The sequence below is a fragment of the Shewanella sp. WXL01 genome, assembly GCF_012263345.1.
Lineage (GTDB): Bacteria > Pseudomonadota > Gammaproteobacteria > Enterobacterales > Shewanellaceae > Shewanella > Shewanella maritima.
In genome coordinates, this window is the sequence record NZ_JAAIKQ010000001.1 from 269,989 (window position 1) to 287,466 (window position 17,478).

Annotated in this window: 13 protein-coding genes; 9 read left to right on the top strand and 4 right to left on the bottom strand. The window is 43.0% G+C overall.

Annotation, left to right across the window (positions count from 1 at the left end):
- The first annotated feature begins 276 nt into the window (after positions 1-276).
- The 6 genes from hmpA (at position 277) to G3R49_RS01130 (ending at position 7,966) form a co-directional block, all read left to right on the top strand.
- A complete protein-coding gene (gene hmpA / locus G3R49_RS01105; RefSeq protein ID WP_167868387.1) occupies positions 277-1,470 on the top strand; it encodes an NO-inducible flavohemoprotein in 1,194 nt (397 codons plus the stop codon).
- A gap of 385 nt (positions 1,471-1,855) precedes the next feature.
- Complete coding sequence (locus G3R49_RS01110) at positions 1,856-3,613, top strand: diguanylate cyclase (RefSeq protein ID WP_167868388.1); 1,758 nt, start codon at positions 1,856-1,858, stop codon at positions 3,611-3,613.
- A gap of 384 nt (positions 3,614-3,997) precedes the next feature.
- Positions 3,998-5,134: a DUF2157 domain-containing protein gene (locus G3R49_RS01115; protein WP_167868389.1), complete on the top strand. Its 1,137-nt coding sequence runs from the start codon at positions 3,998-4,000 to the stop codon at positions 5,132-5,134.
- The gene (locus G3R49_RS01120) at positions 5,131-6,255 is read left to right on the top strand and encodes a DUF4401 domain-containing protein (RefSeq protein ID WP_167868390.1); all 1,125 of its coding nucleotides are present in this window, start codon (positions 5,131-5,133) and stop codon (positions 6,253-6,255) included. The genes G3R49_RS01115 and G3R49_RS01120 overlap by 4 nt, the downstream gene beginning before the upstream one ends.
- Complete coding sequence (locus G3R49_RS01125; protein ID WP_210147074.1) at positions 6,248-6,901, top strand: GDYXXLXY domain-containing protein; 654 nt, start codon at positions 6,248-6,250, stop codon at positions 6,899-6,901. Before G3R49_RS01120 ends, G3R49_RS01125 begins: the two co-directional genes overlap by 8 nt.
- 372 nt (positions 6,902-7,273) lie before the next feature.
- Positions 7,274-7,966, top strand: coding sequence for an oligogalacturonate-specific porin KdgM family protein (locus G3R49_RS01130; RefSeq protein ID WP_242620364.1), 693 nt, complete (start codon positions 7,274-7,276; stop codon positions 7,964-7,966).
- An 80-nt stretch (positions 7,967-8,046) separates the two neighbouring features.
- Here G3R49_RS01130 and G3R49_RS01135 read toward each other — a convergent pair whose 3' ends face one another.
- The 4 genes from G3R49_RS01135 to G3R49_RS01150 all read right to left on the bottom strand — a co-directional run bounded on the left by G3R49_RS01135 (position 8,047) and on the right by G3R49_RS01150 (position 14,187).
- Positions 8,047-9,864: a mechanosensitive ion channel family protein gene (locus G3R49_RS01135; protein ID WP_167868391.1), complete on the bottom strand. Its 1,818-nt coding sequence runs from the start codon at positions 9,862-9,864 to the stop codon at positions 8,047-8,049.
- 372 nt (positions 9,865-10,236) lie between these two features.
- A complete protein-coding gene (locus G3R49_RS01140) occupies positions 10,237-11,892 on the bottom strand; it encodes an ammonia-forming cytochrome c nitrite reductase subunit c552 (RefSeq protein WP_167868392.1) in 1,656 nt (551 codons plus the stop codon).
- 673 nt (positions 11,893-12,565) lie between these two features.
- On the bottom strand, positions 12,566-13,627 hold the full coding sequence (locus G3R49_RS01145) for a polysaccharide lyase family 7 protein (protein WP_130599089.1): 1,062 nt from the start codon (positions 13,625-13,627) through the stop codon (positions 12,566-12,568).
- A gap of 308 nt (positions 13,628-13,935) precedes the next feature.
- Entirely contained in the window at positions 13,936-14,187 is a 252-nt protein-coding gene (locus G3R49_RS01150) for a DUF2999 family protein (protein WP_167868393.1), read from the bottom strand.
- A gap of 235 nt (positions 14,188-14,422) precedes the next feature.
- Here G3R49_RS01150 and G3R49_RS01155 point away from each other — a divergent pair, with 235 nt between their 5' ends.
- The 3 genes from G3R49_RS01155 (at position 14,423) to dgt (ending at position 17,117) form a co-directional block, all read left to right on the top strand.
- Complete coding sequence (locus tag G3R49_RS01155; RefSeq protein WP_167868394.1) at positions 14,423-14,950, top strand: hypothetical protein; 528 nt, start codon at positions 14,423-14,425, stop codon at positions 14,948-14,950.
- A 255-nt stretch (positions 14,951-15,205) separates the two neighbouring features.
- On the top strand, positions 15,206-15,505 hold the full coding sequence (locus G3R49_RS01160) for a hypothetical protein (RefSeq protein WP_167868395.1): 300 nt from the start codon (positions 15,206-15,208) through the stop codon (positions 15,503-15,505).
- A gap of 112 nt (positions 15,506-15,617) precedes the next feature.
- On the top strand, positions 15,618-17,117 hold the full coding sequence (dgt, locus tag G3R49_RS01165) for a dGTPase (RefSeq protein ID WP_167868396.1): 1,500 nt from the start codon (positions 15,618-15,620) through the stop codon (positions 17,115-17,117).
- Positions 17,118-17,478: the final 361 nt, after the last annotated feature.

Genomic DNA, 17,478 nt, shown 5'->3' on the forward strand with positions numbered 1-17,478 from the left:
TGAAAAATTGCACTGAAGTATGACAGCCAAAATCTGCTGAACAGTCAAGCTTGATGTGGTTAATTTGTTAAGGTGCGGTGTTTAATTTGTTGAACAACCATATGAAGTAGTCAGGTGAACATTAAATCTGGCCAGTTAACTTATCTTTATTGTTGTTTATTTGGGCTATCGTTCTGTTTAGATTAATAATTATTTGGAATTCTATTGATCTAAATCAAATGCATGTTTAGTATCCAATTCGAAACATGCATATTAAATACATATTAGAGGTTGTTTATGTTAGATCAGCATACTAAAGACGTTGTAAAGAGCACGATTCCCCTTCTTGAAGCTGCAGGCCCAGCACTGACTAAGCATTTTTATCAGCGTATGTTTGAACATAACCCTGAACTAAAAGATGTATTTAACCTATCGCATCAGCACAGTGGTGGTCAGCCAGTGGCGCTGTTTAATGCTGTTGCTGCGTATGCAAAGAACATTGATAACCTAGGTGCGCTTGCTGGCGCAGTTGAGAAAATTGCCCATAAGCACACAGGTTTTTTAATTAAGCCAGAACAGTACGCCATTGTTGGTGGTCACTTGCTCGCAACCTTGCAAGAGCTTGGTGGTGAAGCGGTAACTGAAGAAGTATTAACCGCTTGGGGTAAGGCGTATGGCTTTTTAGCTGACATCTTTATTAATCGTGAAGCTGAGCTTTATAAGCAAACTGCTGATAAACAAGGTGGCTGGCAAGGTACGCGTCGTTTTGTGATTAAAGCTAAACAAGTTGAGTCTTCAGTGATTGCTTCATTTGTGCTTGCTCCTGTCGATGGTGAAGCTGTAGTGGATTTTGTGCCGGGTCAATACCTGAGTTTGTCGCTTGAGCATGAGCAGCTAGAGAACACTGAAATTCGCCAGTATTCGCTGTCAGATGCGCCAAATGGCAGCACTTACCGCATTAGCGTTAAGGCAGAGCAAGGCGGTAAAGTTTCTAACCTATTGCACGAGCACTATCACGAAGGCGATGAAATTGATGTGATTGCACCTGCTGGTGATTTTGTATTAGATGCTGACGCCGACACGCCTGTGGTGCTGCTTTCTGCTGGAGTGGGTCAAACACCAATGAAAAGCATGCTTAACCAACTGCTTGCTAAACAACACAATAGCGAGATCACTTGGGTACATGCTTGTGAAGATGGAGAGCAACACGCATTTGCTGCAGCGATTAATGATAAAACTGCCGAGCACGACAAGCTTAGTAGCTATGTTTGGTATCGTGAGCCATTAGCTGATGACAAACAGGTAGAGCATTATGACTTTAGCGGCACAGTTGAGTTAAACAAGGTAGCGAAGCATATTCAACCAAATGCCAAGTATTACTTCTGCGGTCCAATTGGCTTTATGTCAGCGGTTAAGCAGCAGCTATTAGCACTAAATGTGGCTGAGTCGCAAATGCACTATGAGGTATTTGGTCCTCACGCAAGTTTGTAATCACTACAAACTTTACTTGTAAATTAATAACTAACGCATCAATAAAGCCCCAATACAATCAATAATCTATTGGGGCTTTTTTGTTGTCTGTGTTTTATTCCAGCGATTATGTGTCAATTCCGATTTAATTTGTCCTTCCGTTAGGATTTATCCGTTTTTGCGCCCAGGTGCGGCACATATACCTTTAGGTTACACCAATCCCTGAGACTTGTTTGGTCATGCACAAGTGTAAGCTTAAACTCACAGTTGTTTACATTATCGATATAGGAAACTAGCCGCTAAGCCTTAGCCACTGCATGTTTTTACTGCCTAATTGGTGTTAGTATCAAAGTATTAACATTTATCACTTATACTGAGTATTCGGCCATTAAGGGAATAACGGACTGTGACCACAAGTAAGGACAAGCTTCACTCAGTTCATAGCTGGCAAATTTTGCTAGTGATGTTGCTACTGTGCGCCAGTATCTTACCGTTTGCCAATGCAGAAACAGTTGTTATTCCAAGCTTTAGTCAGGGAAGCCTGGGTAAACACACTCAGTATTTTCGCGAGCGAGATGGGATTATCTCGCTTGAGCAAGCCAGATTGAGGTTTGCTAGTGATGAGCTGACGCAAGGTAACAGTAACTCGATTTCACTAGGAATTAATGTTGACCCAGTGTGGATGACCTTTGAGATCCGTAATACTTCCGATCTTGGCCAGCTATACCGTTTATCTGCAGAAACCCCTTGGCTAGATTATATTGATACTTGGCTTATACGCGATGGCGAAGTGGTTAAGTATGTCGCTGGTGGTGATGGCTATGCTTTTGAGAAAAGGCCTATGGCGTATCGCTACTACGCATTTGAGTATGTGTATCCGCCGGGCGTCACTCAGGTGATCATGCGGGTAGAAACCCTTGGACCTATGGCGATTCCGCTGCAGTTTAGCTCGGTTGAAAATGCTATTAACCGTGATATTAACAGTGGTTACCAGTACGGCGCGCTTTACGGCATTATGATTGCCTTAGCACTTTATAACCTGGTGCTGTACTTCTTCATTCGCCGTAAAGAATATGGCTTGTACGGTCTATATTTACTCGGCTTTGTTACTAATAGCTTGTCCTACACTGGGCAATTACACACCATTATTACCTATGACTTTGGGCCATATTTTCAAGATTGGCTCGATATCTTTTTGATGATCACTTACAGCGTAGCGGGTTTGCACTTTGCTCGCGCCTTGCTGCAAACCAAAGAATATGCGCCAAAGCTTGATAAGTTTGTACTGCGCACCACCTTGTATATTCCATTAGGGATGTTGGTTGGCTTTGTATTTAGCCAGCTGTTTTTCTCTATGGTGTTGGCGTTTTTCCTTAACACCTGTTTTGTGCTGCTATTCATTGCTATGGGGGTGAGAGCGCTCTATGCCAAAAAGCCATTTGCGATGACGTTTATATTGTCTTCCGTCACTGCAGCGATTTGTATTACGGTTTCGACCCTCGCAGTCGCTGGCATTTTGGTGCCATACAATGACTATACCTTTAAAGCGATTGAAGTCGGCATGGCGGTGGAGGCCATCTTGCTGGCATCGATTCTGGCAGGGCAATTTCGTAAGGCGCAAATTGATAAGCTGGTGGCAGAAAAGTTCGCCCGTACAGACCCTCTTACTCAGCTTAATAATCGCCGTGGTTTTCATACCCAAATCAAGCCGGTGTTGGCGAGTATTGAGCGTGAGCAACTTGATATGTCGGTGGTGCTAATCGACATCGATTTGTTTAAGCGCATCAATGATCAGTATGGTCATCATGTTGGCGACAAAGTGTTGCAGGCAGTAGCTAACTCAATCAAGCAAGCATGCCGTGGCAGTGATGTGATAGCTAGGTGGGGTGGCGAAGAGTTTATTGTGCTGTTGCCAAACACCTCGCAGGAGCAAGCACAGTTCCACGCTGAGCGGATCCGCGTGGCGATTGAGCGGACTAAATGTAGCGAACTGCCTAGAACGCATCAAATCAGCGCAAGCTTAGGTGTTGCCGGCAGTAGTTATCACATCTTTGCTGGTCAGTCCGTAAGCCAGGATTGTGTTGAAGTGATGATTAACCTTGCTGATGATGCCTTATATCAGGCTAAAACCAGTGGTAAAAACCAGGTGCAGTTAGCGGGTTAAGGTGTGTTTGACATCACTGACTAATGTTGAATAGCAGTTCGGTTGGCTCATGAGTCGCTCATACCAATATTAATCCATTAAACTTTGTTTAACACATTGTAATTAATTGGGTTTTGAACAAAGATAATCGATGTTGTTATCAATGTTTTTGAACGCAAACGCAGCTAATACCAATCAGCAAAAGTGTGTGACCATTCATACCGGTTAACTCTTACTGTTTAAAATGGCTTATCAATTGGTTAGAAGCTTTGAAGTTAGAACAACTGGCTCGCTGCAATCTCTGCCTTGTTTAAAGCAGTTTTTCCTGCGAAACCTCTGACTGATTATTTATACCGATTGGTATTACGCTTTTGTAAAGCATCATAGATAGAGAATGGATTCGATATGGCTTCAAATCGTCAGCAGGTTATTTCCTTGCTAGAGCACAATGCAATTGCGCCTGAAAAAGTCGAGCAGGCGTTGGTTGCAACCGAAGTTCGCCCACAAATGCATGACTGGTTGAAGTTTTTAGACCGAACTTTACTCTGGCTAGGTACACTGTCACTCGTTTTTTCTGTGCTGTTTTTTATTGCCTATAATTGGGCAGAAATGGGACGTTTTGCTAAGTTTGCACTGGTAGAGGTGCTATTGGTGTTAAGCGTAATAGCCTACTATACGCTCTACAAAATAAAAATAAGCCGCGCAGCTAACTCTAGCCGTCAACACTCTTGCACTCAGCAAGATTGTATTCATCAACAAGGCTCAATTCGCCGTTTTAATTCTGAGCTACATAGTGGCTCATCTACCACTCAATCATCTGCCAACCTTGGCGGGCAAGCGGCTGGCATAGTACAGCCAGGCATTAATCAAATCCCTTTATTTGTAGCGGCAATACTGCTGGGCGTGTTATTAGCTTTGTTTGGTCAAACTTACCAAACTGGGGCCGACCCCTGGCAACTGTTCTTTAACTGGGCGCTGTTGGTCACCCCTTGGGTTATTGTGAGTCGCTTTGCGCCACTATGGGTGCTGTGGTTAGCACTGTTGAATGTTGCAGCGTCACTCTATCACATGAATTTTAGAGGAGACTTTGGCTGGTTAAGCACGCCTGAGCTCAATGGTTTGTGGCATGCTTGGCTGTTAAACACACTCGCCATAGCTTGCTGGGAGTATTTTAGCCGCTCGCGCCTTTGGATGAAAAACGCATGGTCTGCAAGGTTGATAGCGATATATGCGGCGGTGCCAATAACCATACTTATGATTGGAACCATTGTTAACTTTGAAGACTTTGGTTGGCAGTCGTTTATTGGTTGGTCTTTATGGTTACTGGCAATGTATTGGGGCTACATCTACAAGCGACAAGACTTATTTATGGTGGCGTTGGCATTGGTGTCGGTCAATCTGGTGATTATTAGCTTCTTGGTCCATCACTTATTGAGTAGGTTGGACGGTGGCGCGTTTCTATTTATAGGTATGTCGATTATTGCAATGGCAGCTAGCTCTGCGGTGTGGTTACGTAAGTTAAATCGGGAGTGGCAGCAATGAGGCAAGCATTAGAAATGTGGCAGCAGTTATACACTCTTGACCTGGTGACTGGCGACAAACCAACGCTTTGTGAAGATGTGGACTCGCCTTGGTTTGTAAAACTGTTACTCGCTGCAGCGGGTTGGCTCGCTGCCTTGTTCTTGCTTGGGTTTATTTTCTTGAGTTTGAGCTTCTTGCTTGAAGAAGATGCGCTGCCATTTATCGTTGGTCCAGGGATTATTTTGGCTGCAGGTGTGTTATTTGCTCGCAAGGGGAACGAATTTTATGAGCATTTAGCGCTGGCGTTGAGCCTCACTGGGCAAGCCGTGTTGATGATTGGCTTTGCTGAACATTTTGATACTAAGGCGTGTTTTGTCATTGCCAGTATTGTGCAGTTTGGGTTGATCTTGCTGATGCCTAACGCGATACATCGCTTTTGCTCAGCGGCATTGGCCGGGATGTGTTTAATGGCGTCCATGTCTCTGTGGGGATTGCCATATTTAGCTGAGGCGCTACTTTTTGCGCTTGCCAGTTATTTGATTCTGACTGAGTTTGACTTGTATAAACGCCCACTTCCGCGCTGGTACCAGCTTTTTGCGGCATCCAGTGCTGGTTATCATCGTATGGCCGTTGCTTATGGTTTGCTGTTTATCAGTGTTTTGCAAACCTGTTTTCTTGTGTTTGAGTATAACTGGATCAAGCAGGTGAGTTTTCGTTATTCCGAAGCGGCATTTACATCGCCCTGGATGGGGGATTTATTGATGGGGCTAGTGGCACTTTTCATTACACGTACCATACTCAGTCGCTACTCAGGTATACCCGTCACCGTTCGTGCTGCAGTACTAATAATCATAGGCTTACTCGCGATGTTGACGATGCAGGCTCATGGCTTAATTGTCGGCGTTTTGGTGATGTTATTGGGAATGTCTGCGAGTAATAATTTGCTTATAGGTGCGGGAGTGTTAGCTCTAGTGAGTTTTATGAGTGCCTATTATTACTGGTTAGATGTGAGTTTAGTGGTTAAATCAGGCATCTTGCTGGTGACAGGCGCATTATTACTTATCGTTCGCTGGGGGATGCTTCGTTATGTCGCAGTGTCCGAGCAGGTTGGGGCTAACATGGAGGAGTCCAACATTGACTGATAATGGACAGGCTAACTATAGGCAAACGAGTCACAGGCGAATTGACGATGCGCACCACTGTGAACGAGCAAGTGCACGTCACTGGTGGCTGGTGTTTGCTGCTTTGGTGTTAATGCTGGGGTTAGTCAATTGGCAAATCTACGTTAAAGAGCAGCACTTAATATCGGGAGATAAGGTGTTTTTCAAATTAGCCCCTGTTGACCCAAGGTCGCTAATGCAGGGTGATTACATGGCGCTGCGTTTTGAGCTGGCTAATCAGATCCGTGACGAGTTAGAGGAGCAATCCATAACGTCAGACCAAGAGCAGCGGTCATTAACTTGGCAATCTCTGGCTAATCAGCAAGGCTACGTGATTGTAGATGTAGACACTCATGGTGTGGCTCAATTTGCTGCTATTGAATCAACGGCTGAAATTAGTCAGCCATTAAAGGCGCAGCAGTTAAGAGTGCAATACCGAGTTCGTGATGGGCGAGTGAAGTTTGCAACCAACGCGTTTTTCTTTCAAGAAGGCCACGCAAAGTTATATGAAGCTGCGCAATATGGGTTGTTTAGCGTCAACGCCAAAGGTGAGCCCTTGCTTACGTCCATGTATGACGAGCAGTTGCAACTCATTGAGCCTAAAGCAAGGGAGGTTGGGTCAGAGTAAAATGTTAAATCTTACTTTGCTCGCCAGTTAGCTTGTTCGTCGGTTATCTAAATTATTTTCTATTTTTCAATATCTTACTGATTTCATAAAATTGAAGCTGATTGCGAAATTGGCTTGTTTTTGGCTATTTTTACTCTGACCCAAACTTGTTGGTTTTGAGGGAGGATTTATTGCTTGTTAAGTGATGACTTATGTATGTATTGCTTATTTAGTGTTGTGCTAATGTAAACGAATTGTCTGCACTATGCGGTGTTACTAGCAGATTGAACTGCCTAGATCACAGAATGCATGCTCGTATATTGGAAAGAGTATATTTTCTTATTGTAATACAAATTAAATACTCCTCTGTTATATACAATATTGGGTGCAAGTATGCAGCGTTCGTTAGCTTTAGTTATTGCTTTAATGGTGGCTTTACCTGTCAGTATGGCGAGTTTTTATGCGTCGGCTATTTCGGTTGATTTCCGTCATGAGTATAAGAACGACTCGCAAAAGCATGCTAGCCGCATGAAGATGGGGGGCTCACCAACTAAAAACCTCTCAATGTCATTAGAGCTAAAGTTTAAAAGCCCAACAGGTGGCTTTATGGACGGAGTAGAGGCTACTGGCGCTGAAATTGATACTGGCTACAAGTTTAAGCTAGCAGATGAATGGGAGCTTATCCCTGGTATGCCGGTCGAGTTTAGTGGCGACAATGCAACCTATAAACCACAGTTACGCTTAACCTACAAACCCTTATCCGTTGATGGTTTATCCATTAGCGCTCGTTACCGCTTGGACGTTAAACCTCATGAAAGCGTTAAACGTTTTCGCCACCGTTATACCGCAAACCTAGGTTACAAACACAATCGCTGGGCATATGCTTTAGAGTTAAACCAGTATTATGCTGCAGATGGCAACTATCATTTGTATGACAACGGCCGCTCTAATTATGAAAACAACCTAACCGTTCGTTACAGTCAGGGAAAATGGAGCCCTTGGTTTGAGGTAGGTGATGTGTCTGTTAGCGCTACCTCAGACAAACGCGAGCTTCGTAGCCGTGTTGGTATCAAGTACCAGTTTTAGTACCGATTAAACCTACAATGCACAACAAACAATTTGTAAGCTGTGCATTGTATATTTGCCGTAACCGCAGCAATATTGGTCTAGCTGCGTATTTCGGTTTCTTCATCTTCTTTTGAAAAACGCACCACATCCTTTGGCTTAGTAATGCTACCTGTAGGTGGATACTCTATTGAGCCTTTAAATGCATTGCGCTCTTCTTCTGTGTAATTGGGGAAGGGGAGTTGATTGTCTTCAATCATTTCTTGTACTAGCTGCTCTGCTTGACGTTGAACTTCAAGGTTAGCGCTATCGGCACGTTGCAACACCACATTTTGTCCTATTGGTGCAATGTGCACATCGAGTTGATTAAGCATACTTAGGATATGAAAATTCAAGTCCTCTGCGATGGCAAAGTACTCGTTGATGTCACCGGTATCAATATAGGCGTTGACGTTAACCACAAACGCGTCACGCTCAATCCCAATAAACCTAGCTCTTTGGGCCTCAGCTAGCACTCTTGGGTGTGACAGCAATAGTTTGCGCAGCTCCATCAGTAACAATTGTAATTGCTGCTTGCTGGTATTAAGGCTGATACGCAAGTCGTGTTTGTAACGGCGACGGTCAATTACCGAGAAGTTTTCTAGCTCTTTTGAGGAAAAAATTGAATTGGGAATGTGCACCACAGTGCGGTCTAGCTTACGGATGCGGGTTGAGCGCAGACCAATTTCTTCAACCACGCCGAGCGTTTTGTCAAAGCGGCAAAAGTCGCCGGGTTTAATCGGTTTCGCTGCGTACAAGGTGAGCGCGCCAAAGATGTTTTCTAGTGGTTTTTGCGCCGCTAACGCAATGGCTAAACTACCTACACCCAAGCCGGTTAATACGGTTGCCATGTTATAGCCTGAGCTTTGCAACCACATGAGCGAGATAATGATGACCACGATAATTTTGATAATCGCAACCAGTGGTCTGAGCAAAGCAACGCTGTAGCCTTTGTCTTGAGCATGCAGCTGTTTAGATTTGTAGTTGCAGTAAAGCTCAATGATACCGAGTGCCAGTATGGTGTTAGCGATATAGAGTAAGGTGCTGTTGTCGAACCATACCCTAGCTCGAACCGATAGTCCCAATGATAGAGCTAAGTGTTGCAAGAATGAGAGGTAAATAAACCAACGTAAACTACGACCACAAAACTGCATTAATCCCGATATTTTTTGCTCAAAGCGCTGGGCAATTCGCTTAGCCACGTAGCTCACCAACCCACTAGCAAACCAGCCTAAGAATAGAGCACTGAAGAATACGATGACTTGCCAGTTCTCCATATGCATCAGGTAAAACTCGGGCAACATTAGCGAAAGTTTTTCAGCGTAAGGGTGGTAGCCAAACTCGCTCCACAGCTCAGGTATTTTGGCTATTGTAGCGTTGGAGATCTTCCAAACCTTACCTGATTTACCATCAGGTACATGTTGCAAGTACACGGGTACTGGCCCTTGCTGAGTTTCTAAGGTACCGATTAAGTCGCGATAACTTGGCAGTTTGTCGTTGGCATGACCTGTTGGTGAGTCGCTAATTTGCGAGAGGTCTAGGATCTGTTGTTTGCTCCACAGAATACCCAGCTTACGCATATATTCTGGGCCTTTTTCCGCGCTCATTGATTTAGGCAAAAAGCGCAGGTCTGCATACTCGGCTGCCGTTTGCCAGTCTCCTACCTCGGCAGCCTCGGTTATCGCTATCATGGTAGAAAGAGGCGTTTCTCCAGGCCTTGTTAAACCTAAAGATAACTGACTTTCAGCGATTTCTTCACTGCGCTTTTCTGCATCAGAAACTTTTTTGAGGTTTATGTCTGAGGCATAGCCTGGCTGAGTTAAACAGGCAATAAAAGTGAAACTTAGTAGGAGTACGTGGGCTAACCGTTTGCTGCTCATAATCAATCCATTAATAACGTATGCGGAGCAAATTTTACGCAATAATGGCAATAACTGCGAGCTTATACTAATCAGTACGAGCATATGAGCATGTTTACTCCTTAATTCTTATTGGTAAAAGTGGTTTATATGTATGTTAGCTATTTTGAACGTGGAATAATTATCTCACTGCTATTTGAGCCTTGTTCTAAGCGATTGAACGCCTCTGTTTATAAGCAAAAATGCCAGTCAAAGGTAATATCTCTGACTGGCATCGAGCGTAAGCATTCTAGCTTATTGACTAGTCTTGATGGCTAGCTGCTTTTAGTTTGTGCTTTCAGGTTGGGAACATTCATTTGCACTTACTAAGCTAGCCATAAAAGCCGTCAATAATTAGTAGCTTTCTAATTTTGCAGGCCACTCTTTTTCAACACGTTCTTTAATGAATGTTTCTTTGTCTGCATTCATTTGATCCAAGTTTAGTCCTGCAAGTGGTTGCAGTTTAGCTTTAGAATCGTACATGGTCTTATCAAACGTGTAGCTAGAACCATACTTAGTTAGTAAGGTGTCTGCTTCAGCGATTGCGGCATCTAAGACAGTGTTAGCTTTGGTCAGTAGACGCTTAGCTTCGGCAGGGTTATGCGCTGCAATACCATGTGAAGCGGTTGCGCTGTCCCAGAACCATTGTGCGTTACGCACTTTAACTAACAGGCTATTCATGTCAGTTGCTAGCTCATTGCCTGCAGCTAATGCAGCTTCATAGTTAGCTTTAGCTTCGCCAATTGATTTACCAGCATCTAAACCTTCAATATTGTTGGCTGCCCAAATCGCTTGCGCTTTAAAGTGAACTTCAGTTAGACGTAAGTCAGTACCGTTTTCACCAAAACGTAGCGCGTCAATTTCAGCTTTGCGTTCTTCAACAATTTTGTTGATGTCGAATATACCGCCTTCAGTGTGACAACCTGTACAGTCGCTTGGCAACTTAGCCATTGAGAAATTCACCTGATGGTTAGAGTACTCTTTACCCTCTGCATTGGTAGATTTCGGCATGTGACAAGTGTTACAGCTGAATTCGAGGTGATTACTTGGGCTTGGGTGTGTTTCCTTGGTGCGGTCAAGTAAGTTTTCGAATTCAGGGTGCTGTGCTTTTAACATAGGCGCGCCTGAGATAGCGTTGGTCCAATCTTTAAAGCCTTTGTCGTCAAAGTAAGCTAGCTGAGCCTCAGCTGCAAAGCCTTTATACAAGTCATCGGTACCTTGGTAGGCAACTTTGTCAGCGTAGTCGGTTTCAACACCTGGTACCCAGAAGTCCCATGGGTAGCGCACTTTCTTCTCATCTGTGCCGTCAAAGTAATACTCAACGTGGCATTGAGCACAAGTCTGGCTAGATTGCATATCGTGACTTTGCGCCGCAAAGGTTTTGTCGATAATGGTCATTGCACGATCTGTGTAAGGGCGGCTTAAACGTAAATCGCTCTTACCGTGGTCGTGACAATCTGAACAACCAATGGTGTTGCCCATTTCATCGCCCCAAACAGACCAGCCGTTGTTAGAGAATTTGCCTTCACCCTTTTCTTCATACAAGCGTGCTACATCAGTGGTTTTACAAGACCAGCAGCTAGCTGCCATTGCTTCACCAACAATTTCTCCGTCCATACCCACCATAGGCGCACCAGTGCGCAGTGTGGTGATAATGTCTGTAAGTGCAAAGTGGTGACCACGAGCACGGTTATAATCTTTAGCAAAACCATAACCAGCCCAAGCCGCAACTAGGTTAGGGTTGGCTTCAAGTAAGTCGGTTGGCTTGCCTGATTCAGGGTTATTTTCTGCAGTTTTCGCCCAAGACTCATGCTGCTCAGGGAAGGCTTCCTTCCAGTTGTCACTGTTGTAGTAGTCGACTGGTTCTGGCTCAGGTTCAGGTTCACAGACGTTTGTGTCAGGATTTAATATTTCCCCATCCTTACAAGTGATTGGATCGTCATCACTGCTGCCACAAGCACTAAGTGCGGTCATCACTGCTACAGCAATTGCGAGTTTTTGTAGTTTCATCATCACTCCTAATTACTTTTCCAAGTGAATATTCATCATCTTTATTCACATTCAGTAAAAGTAAATATTGGCTTATTGTTAAATTTTGTTTTGCCGGCAAACATATAAGTAACATGCCTGTTTCTTAAACAGGCTTTTAATTGGCATGTTATGTGAGCTTGGTCTAAATAAATCGTTAGTTGATTTTTCGCTAAATAATTTGTTTTTAAACAATCATTTAGTTGTTTAGAATTTGATTTTATATAGGACGTGCATGGGTAAGTGTTTGTTTGTAATAAGCTTGCTATTTTGTTTTGTGATCTATAACCAAATTTACTTATACATATGGTTTGTTTTGTCAATGCTTAATTTTATCTTAAGATTTATCTGGGGGTTAATTGGGATGATTTTTAGATATTTGGTTTTAGTGTTTTTAACTTTGTTTTAAGTTTGGAGTAATTATATTTTTTAGCTGAATATTTATTAATTATTATTTTAAAAGATTCGTTAGCTAAATTAGGTTTCGCTCATATCGTTAAAGGTGTTTTAAAGTAATATAGGAATAAATACGTAAAGAAATATAGCGAGATAAATAAAAAGCCCATCGTCAATGGCACTATTATGGCTATTAGCGATGGGCTTTACGTTATTATTTAGCGACTGCTGGTTTAGTAAACCAACCAGTAACTAAGTGCTATTGATTGAGTTCTAACTCGTAGAAGCTAGCTTTAGCATAGTCGCCTGCTTCCATACCACGCCACTCACAGTTTGAGCTGCTCGCTTTGGTATTACATTGATTGTAAACACCGGCTTTGTAGTACATCCAGTCGTCGCCATAGCCCTGGTCAACTTCATGGCCTTTGTAGTTACCTTCGGCTAGGTCAACTTCAAAGGTCTTGACGATCTCATTTTTCTCACCTGGGTTCTTAGTGAAAGTTAGGTGCATGATGTTGTCTTTAACATTGACTTCGTAAGAGAAGATTTCGCCTAAACGAATACCGTCTTTTGGATCGTCGTGGTGCTCACGTAGGTTGTACTTACCAAATACATTGTGGCGAATATCTTTACGTAGCTTTTTGCCGTTGCTATCACGAGCATCCTGCAGGTCTGGTACTGGGTTTAGTTCGTAGTTCCAAGATAATGAGCCAAACTCATGACCTGGCAGTTTACGGTAAGAGATTTTTAATGGCTCGTTGTCTGAACCATGGATTTGACCAATGACTACCGCAAAGGCGTTGTTTTTACGGTATTCCCCACTGGTGCTCACCTGGTCTACAGACAGTGTTGCTTTTAATTGGCCACCAATCGCGCCGTAGCTGTTGGCTTGAGGATGCGATTTGATTACGAAGTTGTTTTTTGGGTCATTGTATTGCTCGGCAAGCATGGCGCGCAGTTCTGAGCGAGTATTTTTACTGTTTTTGGTTGTTGGAGCCTGGTTTGGAGATACGAATACCAGTGCACCAGTTTTGCTATCCGTGTAGAACCACTCTGGGTGAATATAAGGTGTTTGCTGATTGCTAAGCTCATGCTTGTTGATCTCTAACGCTTTACCTTTGCGAGAACCTTCAGTGGTCATTTCTGGCAAGGTGATTTTCCAGTTAGATAGATCAAAGTTTTGCGCAGGGGCTTTAGTTGGGTCTAGATTGTACTTTGAGTAGTCGTAGTTAAACTCATGCTTTACTTGTGGCGCAGGTGCGGTAGATGAGCAACCTGCGATAACGCTTGCTGCTAATAGGCTTAGGTAGATTTTTTTCATATTGGTTTCCCCAAAGATCTTATTCAAGTCTCTTAAACTGCTCAGAATACTACAATACTATTGTATTACAATATTGTGATCGAGATTAAGAATTAGCCCGATAGTAATTTGATCTCCTAGTCGATGAGGCGAGCAATTAGCAACTTTCTAGCTCAATTTGAGTTCATTTGGCGTGTTGCAGATACGAAAAAGCCAGCGAGATGCTGGCTTTTAGATTGGTATTGCTATGTGCTGAGGCGTAAACGTCGGTTACCGCCAATGTTTAGCTTCAACGTCTAGCGCTAGCTGATTATTTATTGGTCTAGCTTCTATTGATTTAGTTTGCTTTGTGCTTCCTGCACTTTAGCAAAGTCTAAACCTAACTCTTCAGTGGCTTCTTTAATCAGTGCTGGGTTTTGCATCACCATCGCCATTAGCTGTTGTAGCTTTTCAGGTGCAATACCAAGTTGGCCAATAATGCTCATCGCCATCATAGGGTTCTCAGTTAATGCCTGAAATACCTCGTTAATCTTCTCATCACTAATGTTGTGCTCTTTAAGCAGGGCAATAATTGGGTTCATCGTGTTACCTAATCTAGTTTGCGTTGTTGTGGCTATTTTATCATTAATACTTGGTTTTTGAGAGTGCGGTAGGGTGAGTATATTTAGTAGCGACTACTTGCACTGTTGTCCGTGGTTGTGAGCCATGTGTTTACTTTTTACTTAATCACTTAAACTAATCTGATACTCGTAACGTAGTGGGTCTATAAATCATTAATTATTTTCACTTTTAAGAGTTATTCGAAAGGGAGTTTCTATGCAGCGTATTCTCATTACATTTATTTTAGTGTTAGCTTCATTAGTGTTAACTGGCTGCGCGACTCAATATCCTAATCAGGATATTACCGGGCAGGTTTTTCCTAAAGTGAGCGGTACCAGTTTAGAACAACAGGAAATGGTGTTTCCTGACGATGTGCTGGGCAAAAAAACGCTACTACTGATCGGATATAAGCAAGATAGCCAGTTCGATATTGACCGTTGGTTGATAGGTCTGGACATGACCCAAACTCGTGTTGATGTGTACGAGCTACCCACAATTCAGGGCATGTTTCCGCGCATGTTCAGCACCATGATTGATAACGGTATGCGCGCAGGTATCCCTAAGCCATTATGGAAAGGCGTAGTCACGATTTATCAAGATGGCGCCTTGGTGCAGGCGTTAACGGGTAACCAAAGTCCTAATAACGCACGGGTAGTGTTACTCAACGAGCAAGGTGAAGTTATTTATTTTTATGATCAGGGTTTTGCTGTTGATGCACTCAATCAAGTTAGGGAGTTGATCTAGCTTTTTTTTGCAACACTCTGATTAATTAGACCTTTGTGTTGCGATTGTTGTTCATTCGTTGTGGTGTAGTTTATTTGGTTTATCTGGATTTTTTATCGCTGTAAAAAATAATCATCACTATTTTTTACTAAGAAATGTGAAAATGCGTAGTGATTTTTAACTCCCTAGGATGGGCGGGATAAACAGATTATCTGTTTGTTTTTGTTCATGCTGCTCTTAAGCCACAGAGAGTACTAATTGTTAATGGGAGATGCTATGGCTGCATTACTTATATTTTTCGGTATTGTGTTAGCTATCTCTGTTAACTTGCTGATGGGACTTATCATAATCTGCTTTGGCCTGATTCTGATTCATTCAAGCCAGAAATCGAAAGCGCAAAGCCGCAAGAACAAGCAGACTAAACACAACCGTTACCTCAAAAAGCAGCAGCGAGTACCGCATGTAAGTAAGCCGCCACTTGATACATTAGCTCAAGAACAACAGCAAACAGAGCAGTCGTTAAAACAGTTGCAGGCGATGATTGATAACGACGCTATTCATAACATCCGCAGATAGTTCAACTAGTGGCTTAGCCAAATGCTTTCGATTGGCTAAGTCGCAAATCATTGATTGACATGCACTTGTAAGGTAGTTTGATTGCAATCTCACTAGACTCACGCGTGCCGCCATGACAATCGAATTTAGCCGTAAAATTAAAATTGATCGACCAATCCAATTTAAAGCGTCGTCTGCGCCGATTTTGAGGCAGTTTGAAAGCGACCGTGGTCGTATTATTAATTCAGCAGCGATTCGGCGCCTGCAGCAAAAGACTCAGGTTTTTCCATTAGAGCGCAATGCCGCGGTGCGTAGCCGGTTGACCCATTCTATGGAAGTGCAACAGGTAGGGCGTTATATCAGCCAGCTTGTCTGTGATGCGGTAAAAAACTATCAAAATACCGATTTATCTAGTTTTGCTCGTGAGTTAGAAACTATTGTTGAGATGTCATGTTTGATGCACGATGTGGGTAATCCCCCATTTGGTCACTTTGGTGAGGCGGCGTTAATTGACTGGTTAGAAAATCATTTAGGCGATATTTATCAGCAAATGTCTGGTAAGAATTTACCTGCGACAATCGCTAACGATTTATGCCACTTTGAGGGCAATGCGCAAGGCATTCGCCTGATCCATACCTTGTTGAAACTCAATCTTACCTACTCACAAGCGTCAGGCATTTTAAAATACACCCGCTGCGGCACTGAGCCAAAGCTGAAAAAGGGTAGTGCTGACCCGCAAAGCTACTTGAAAAAGAAGGTCGGCTTTTATCTGTCTGAGATCGACTACATCGACAAGTTAACTAGCACCTTAAGTATCGCACCAGGTTGCCGTTCGCCGTTTGCCTACATCATGGAGGCGGCTGATGATATTTCTTACGGTATTGCTGATTTAGAAGACGCGGTTGAGAAAGACGTACTGAGTGTTGAACAAATGCGTCAGGCCTTACTTGATAAGTTTACCGAACTGAGCACACATTTAAGCAAAAGCGAACAAGCTTTGATGCAGCAGATGCTAGATAGAGCTGCGTATCTAGCCAGTAAGAACGAAGGCAGTTACGACAGCATGTTCTTTGTATTCTTGCGGGTCGAAGTGAATAAGCGCTTGCCTCAACATGCACAAAAACGTTTTGTCGATAACCTTCAAGCCGTGTTTGATGGCACCCTTAATCAGGCACTGATTGAAGATAACAGCGTTAACCACATGCTGGTAGAAACCTTTAAGCAAGTGGCGCTAGAGCAGGCATTTTGTCATGCAGAAGTAGAGGCTAGGGAGCTGCAAGGGTATCGGGTAATTAGTGGTTTAATGGCGTGCTATAAGCCTTTGCTCGCGTTATCTGGTGAACAGTTTACCCTGCTTGCTTACGGAAAGTCTGGTGCTATTGAAAAGGGGATAGATATTAGCGACATAAATATCCCGATTTACCCTAAGCGGCTATTTAAAAAGTTATCTTCTAAGCACGTTGCAGCATACAAAGCAGCGATGGATGACAATGCGTTGATTGCGCAAATTGATGACGAGCAATGCCGCGAGTTTTATTTCCGCACTCGCTTATTGATAGATTACATCAGTGGCATGACAGATCAGTTTGCCTATGACGAGTATCGCGCATTTAATGTGATTGATGAGTTTTAAAACCATTCAACCCAATGGACGAAAAGCGTAAGCAAATGTATCTTTTGCTTACGCATTGTTGTTTACAATATCAAAATTAAACCGCTTAAAATCAGTGTCTTGGTTTGTATATACAAGCTTGTGGATGATGTATGTGATTAAGTATCATTTCAGTTAGCTAGACTAGAGTGTGACCTTGCCACAATCTGGCTAAAATGGTCGTACCCGCGTTAGGGCTTTTACAGCTATACTGTCGACGCGATCGATTAAACTTATTGTATACAACAGTCTTTAAGTGATGTTGGCAACATTTAGTTAGCACTAAACAGATTGCTGCAAACAACCTGAACCCAGGTTAGATAACAATAATGAATTATGGATA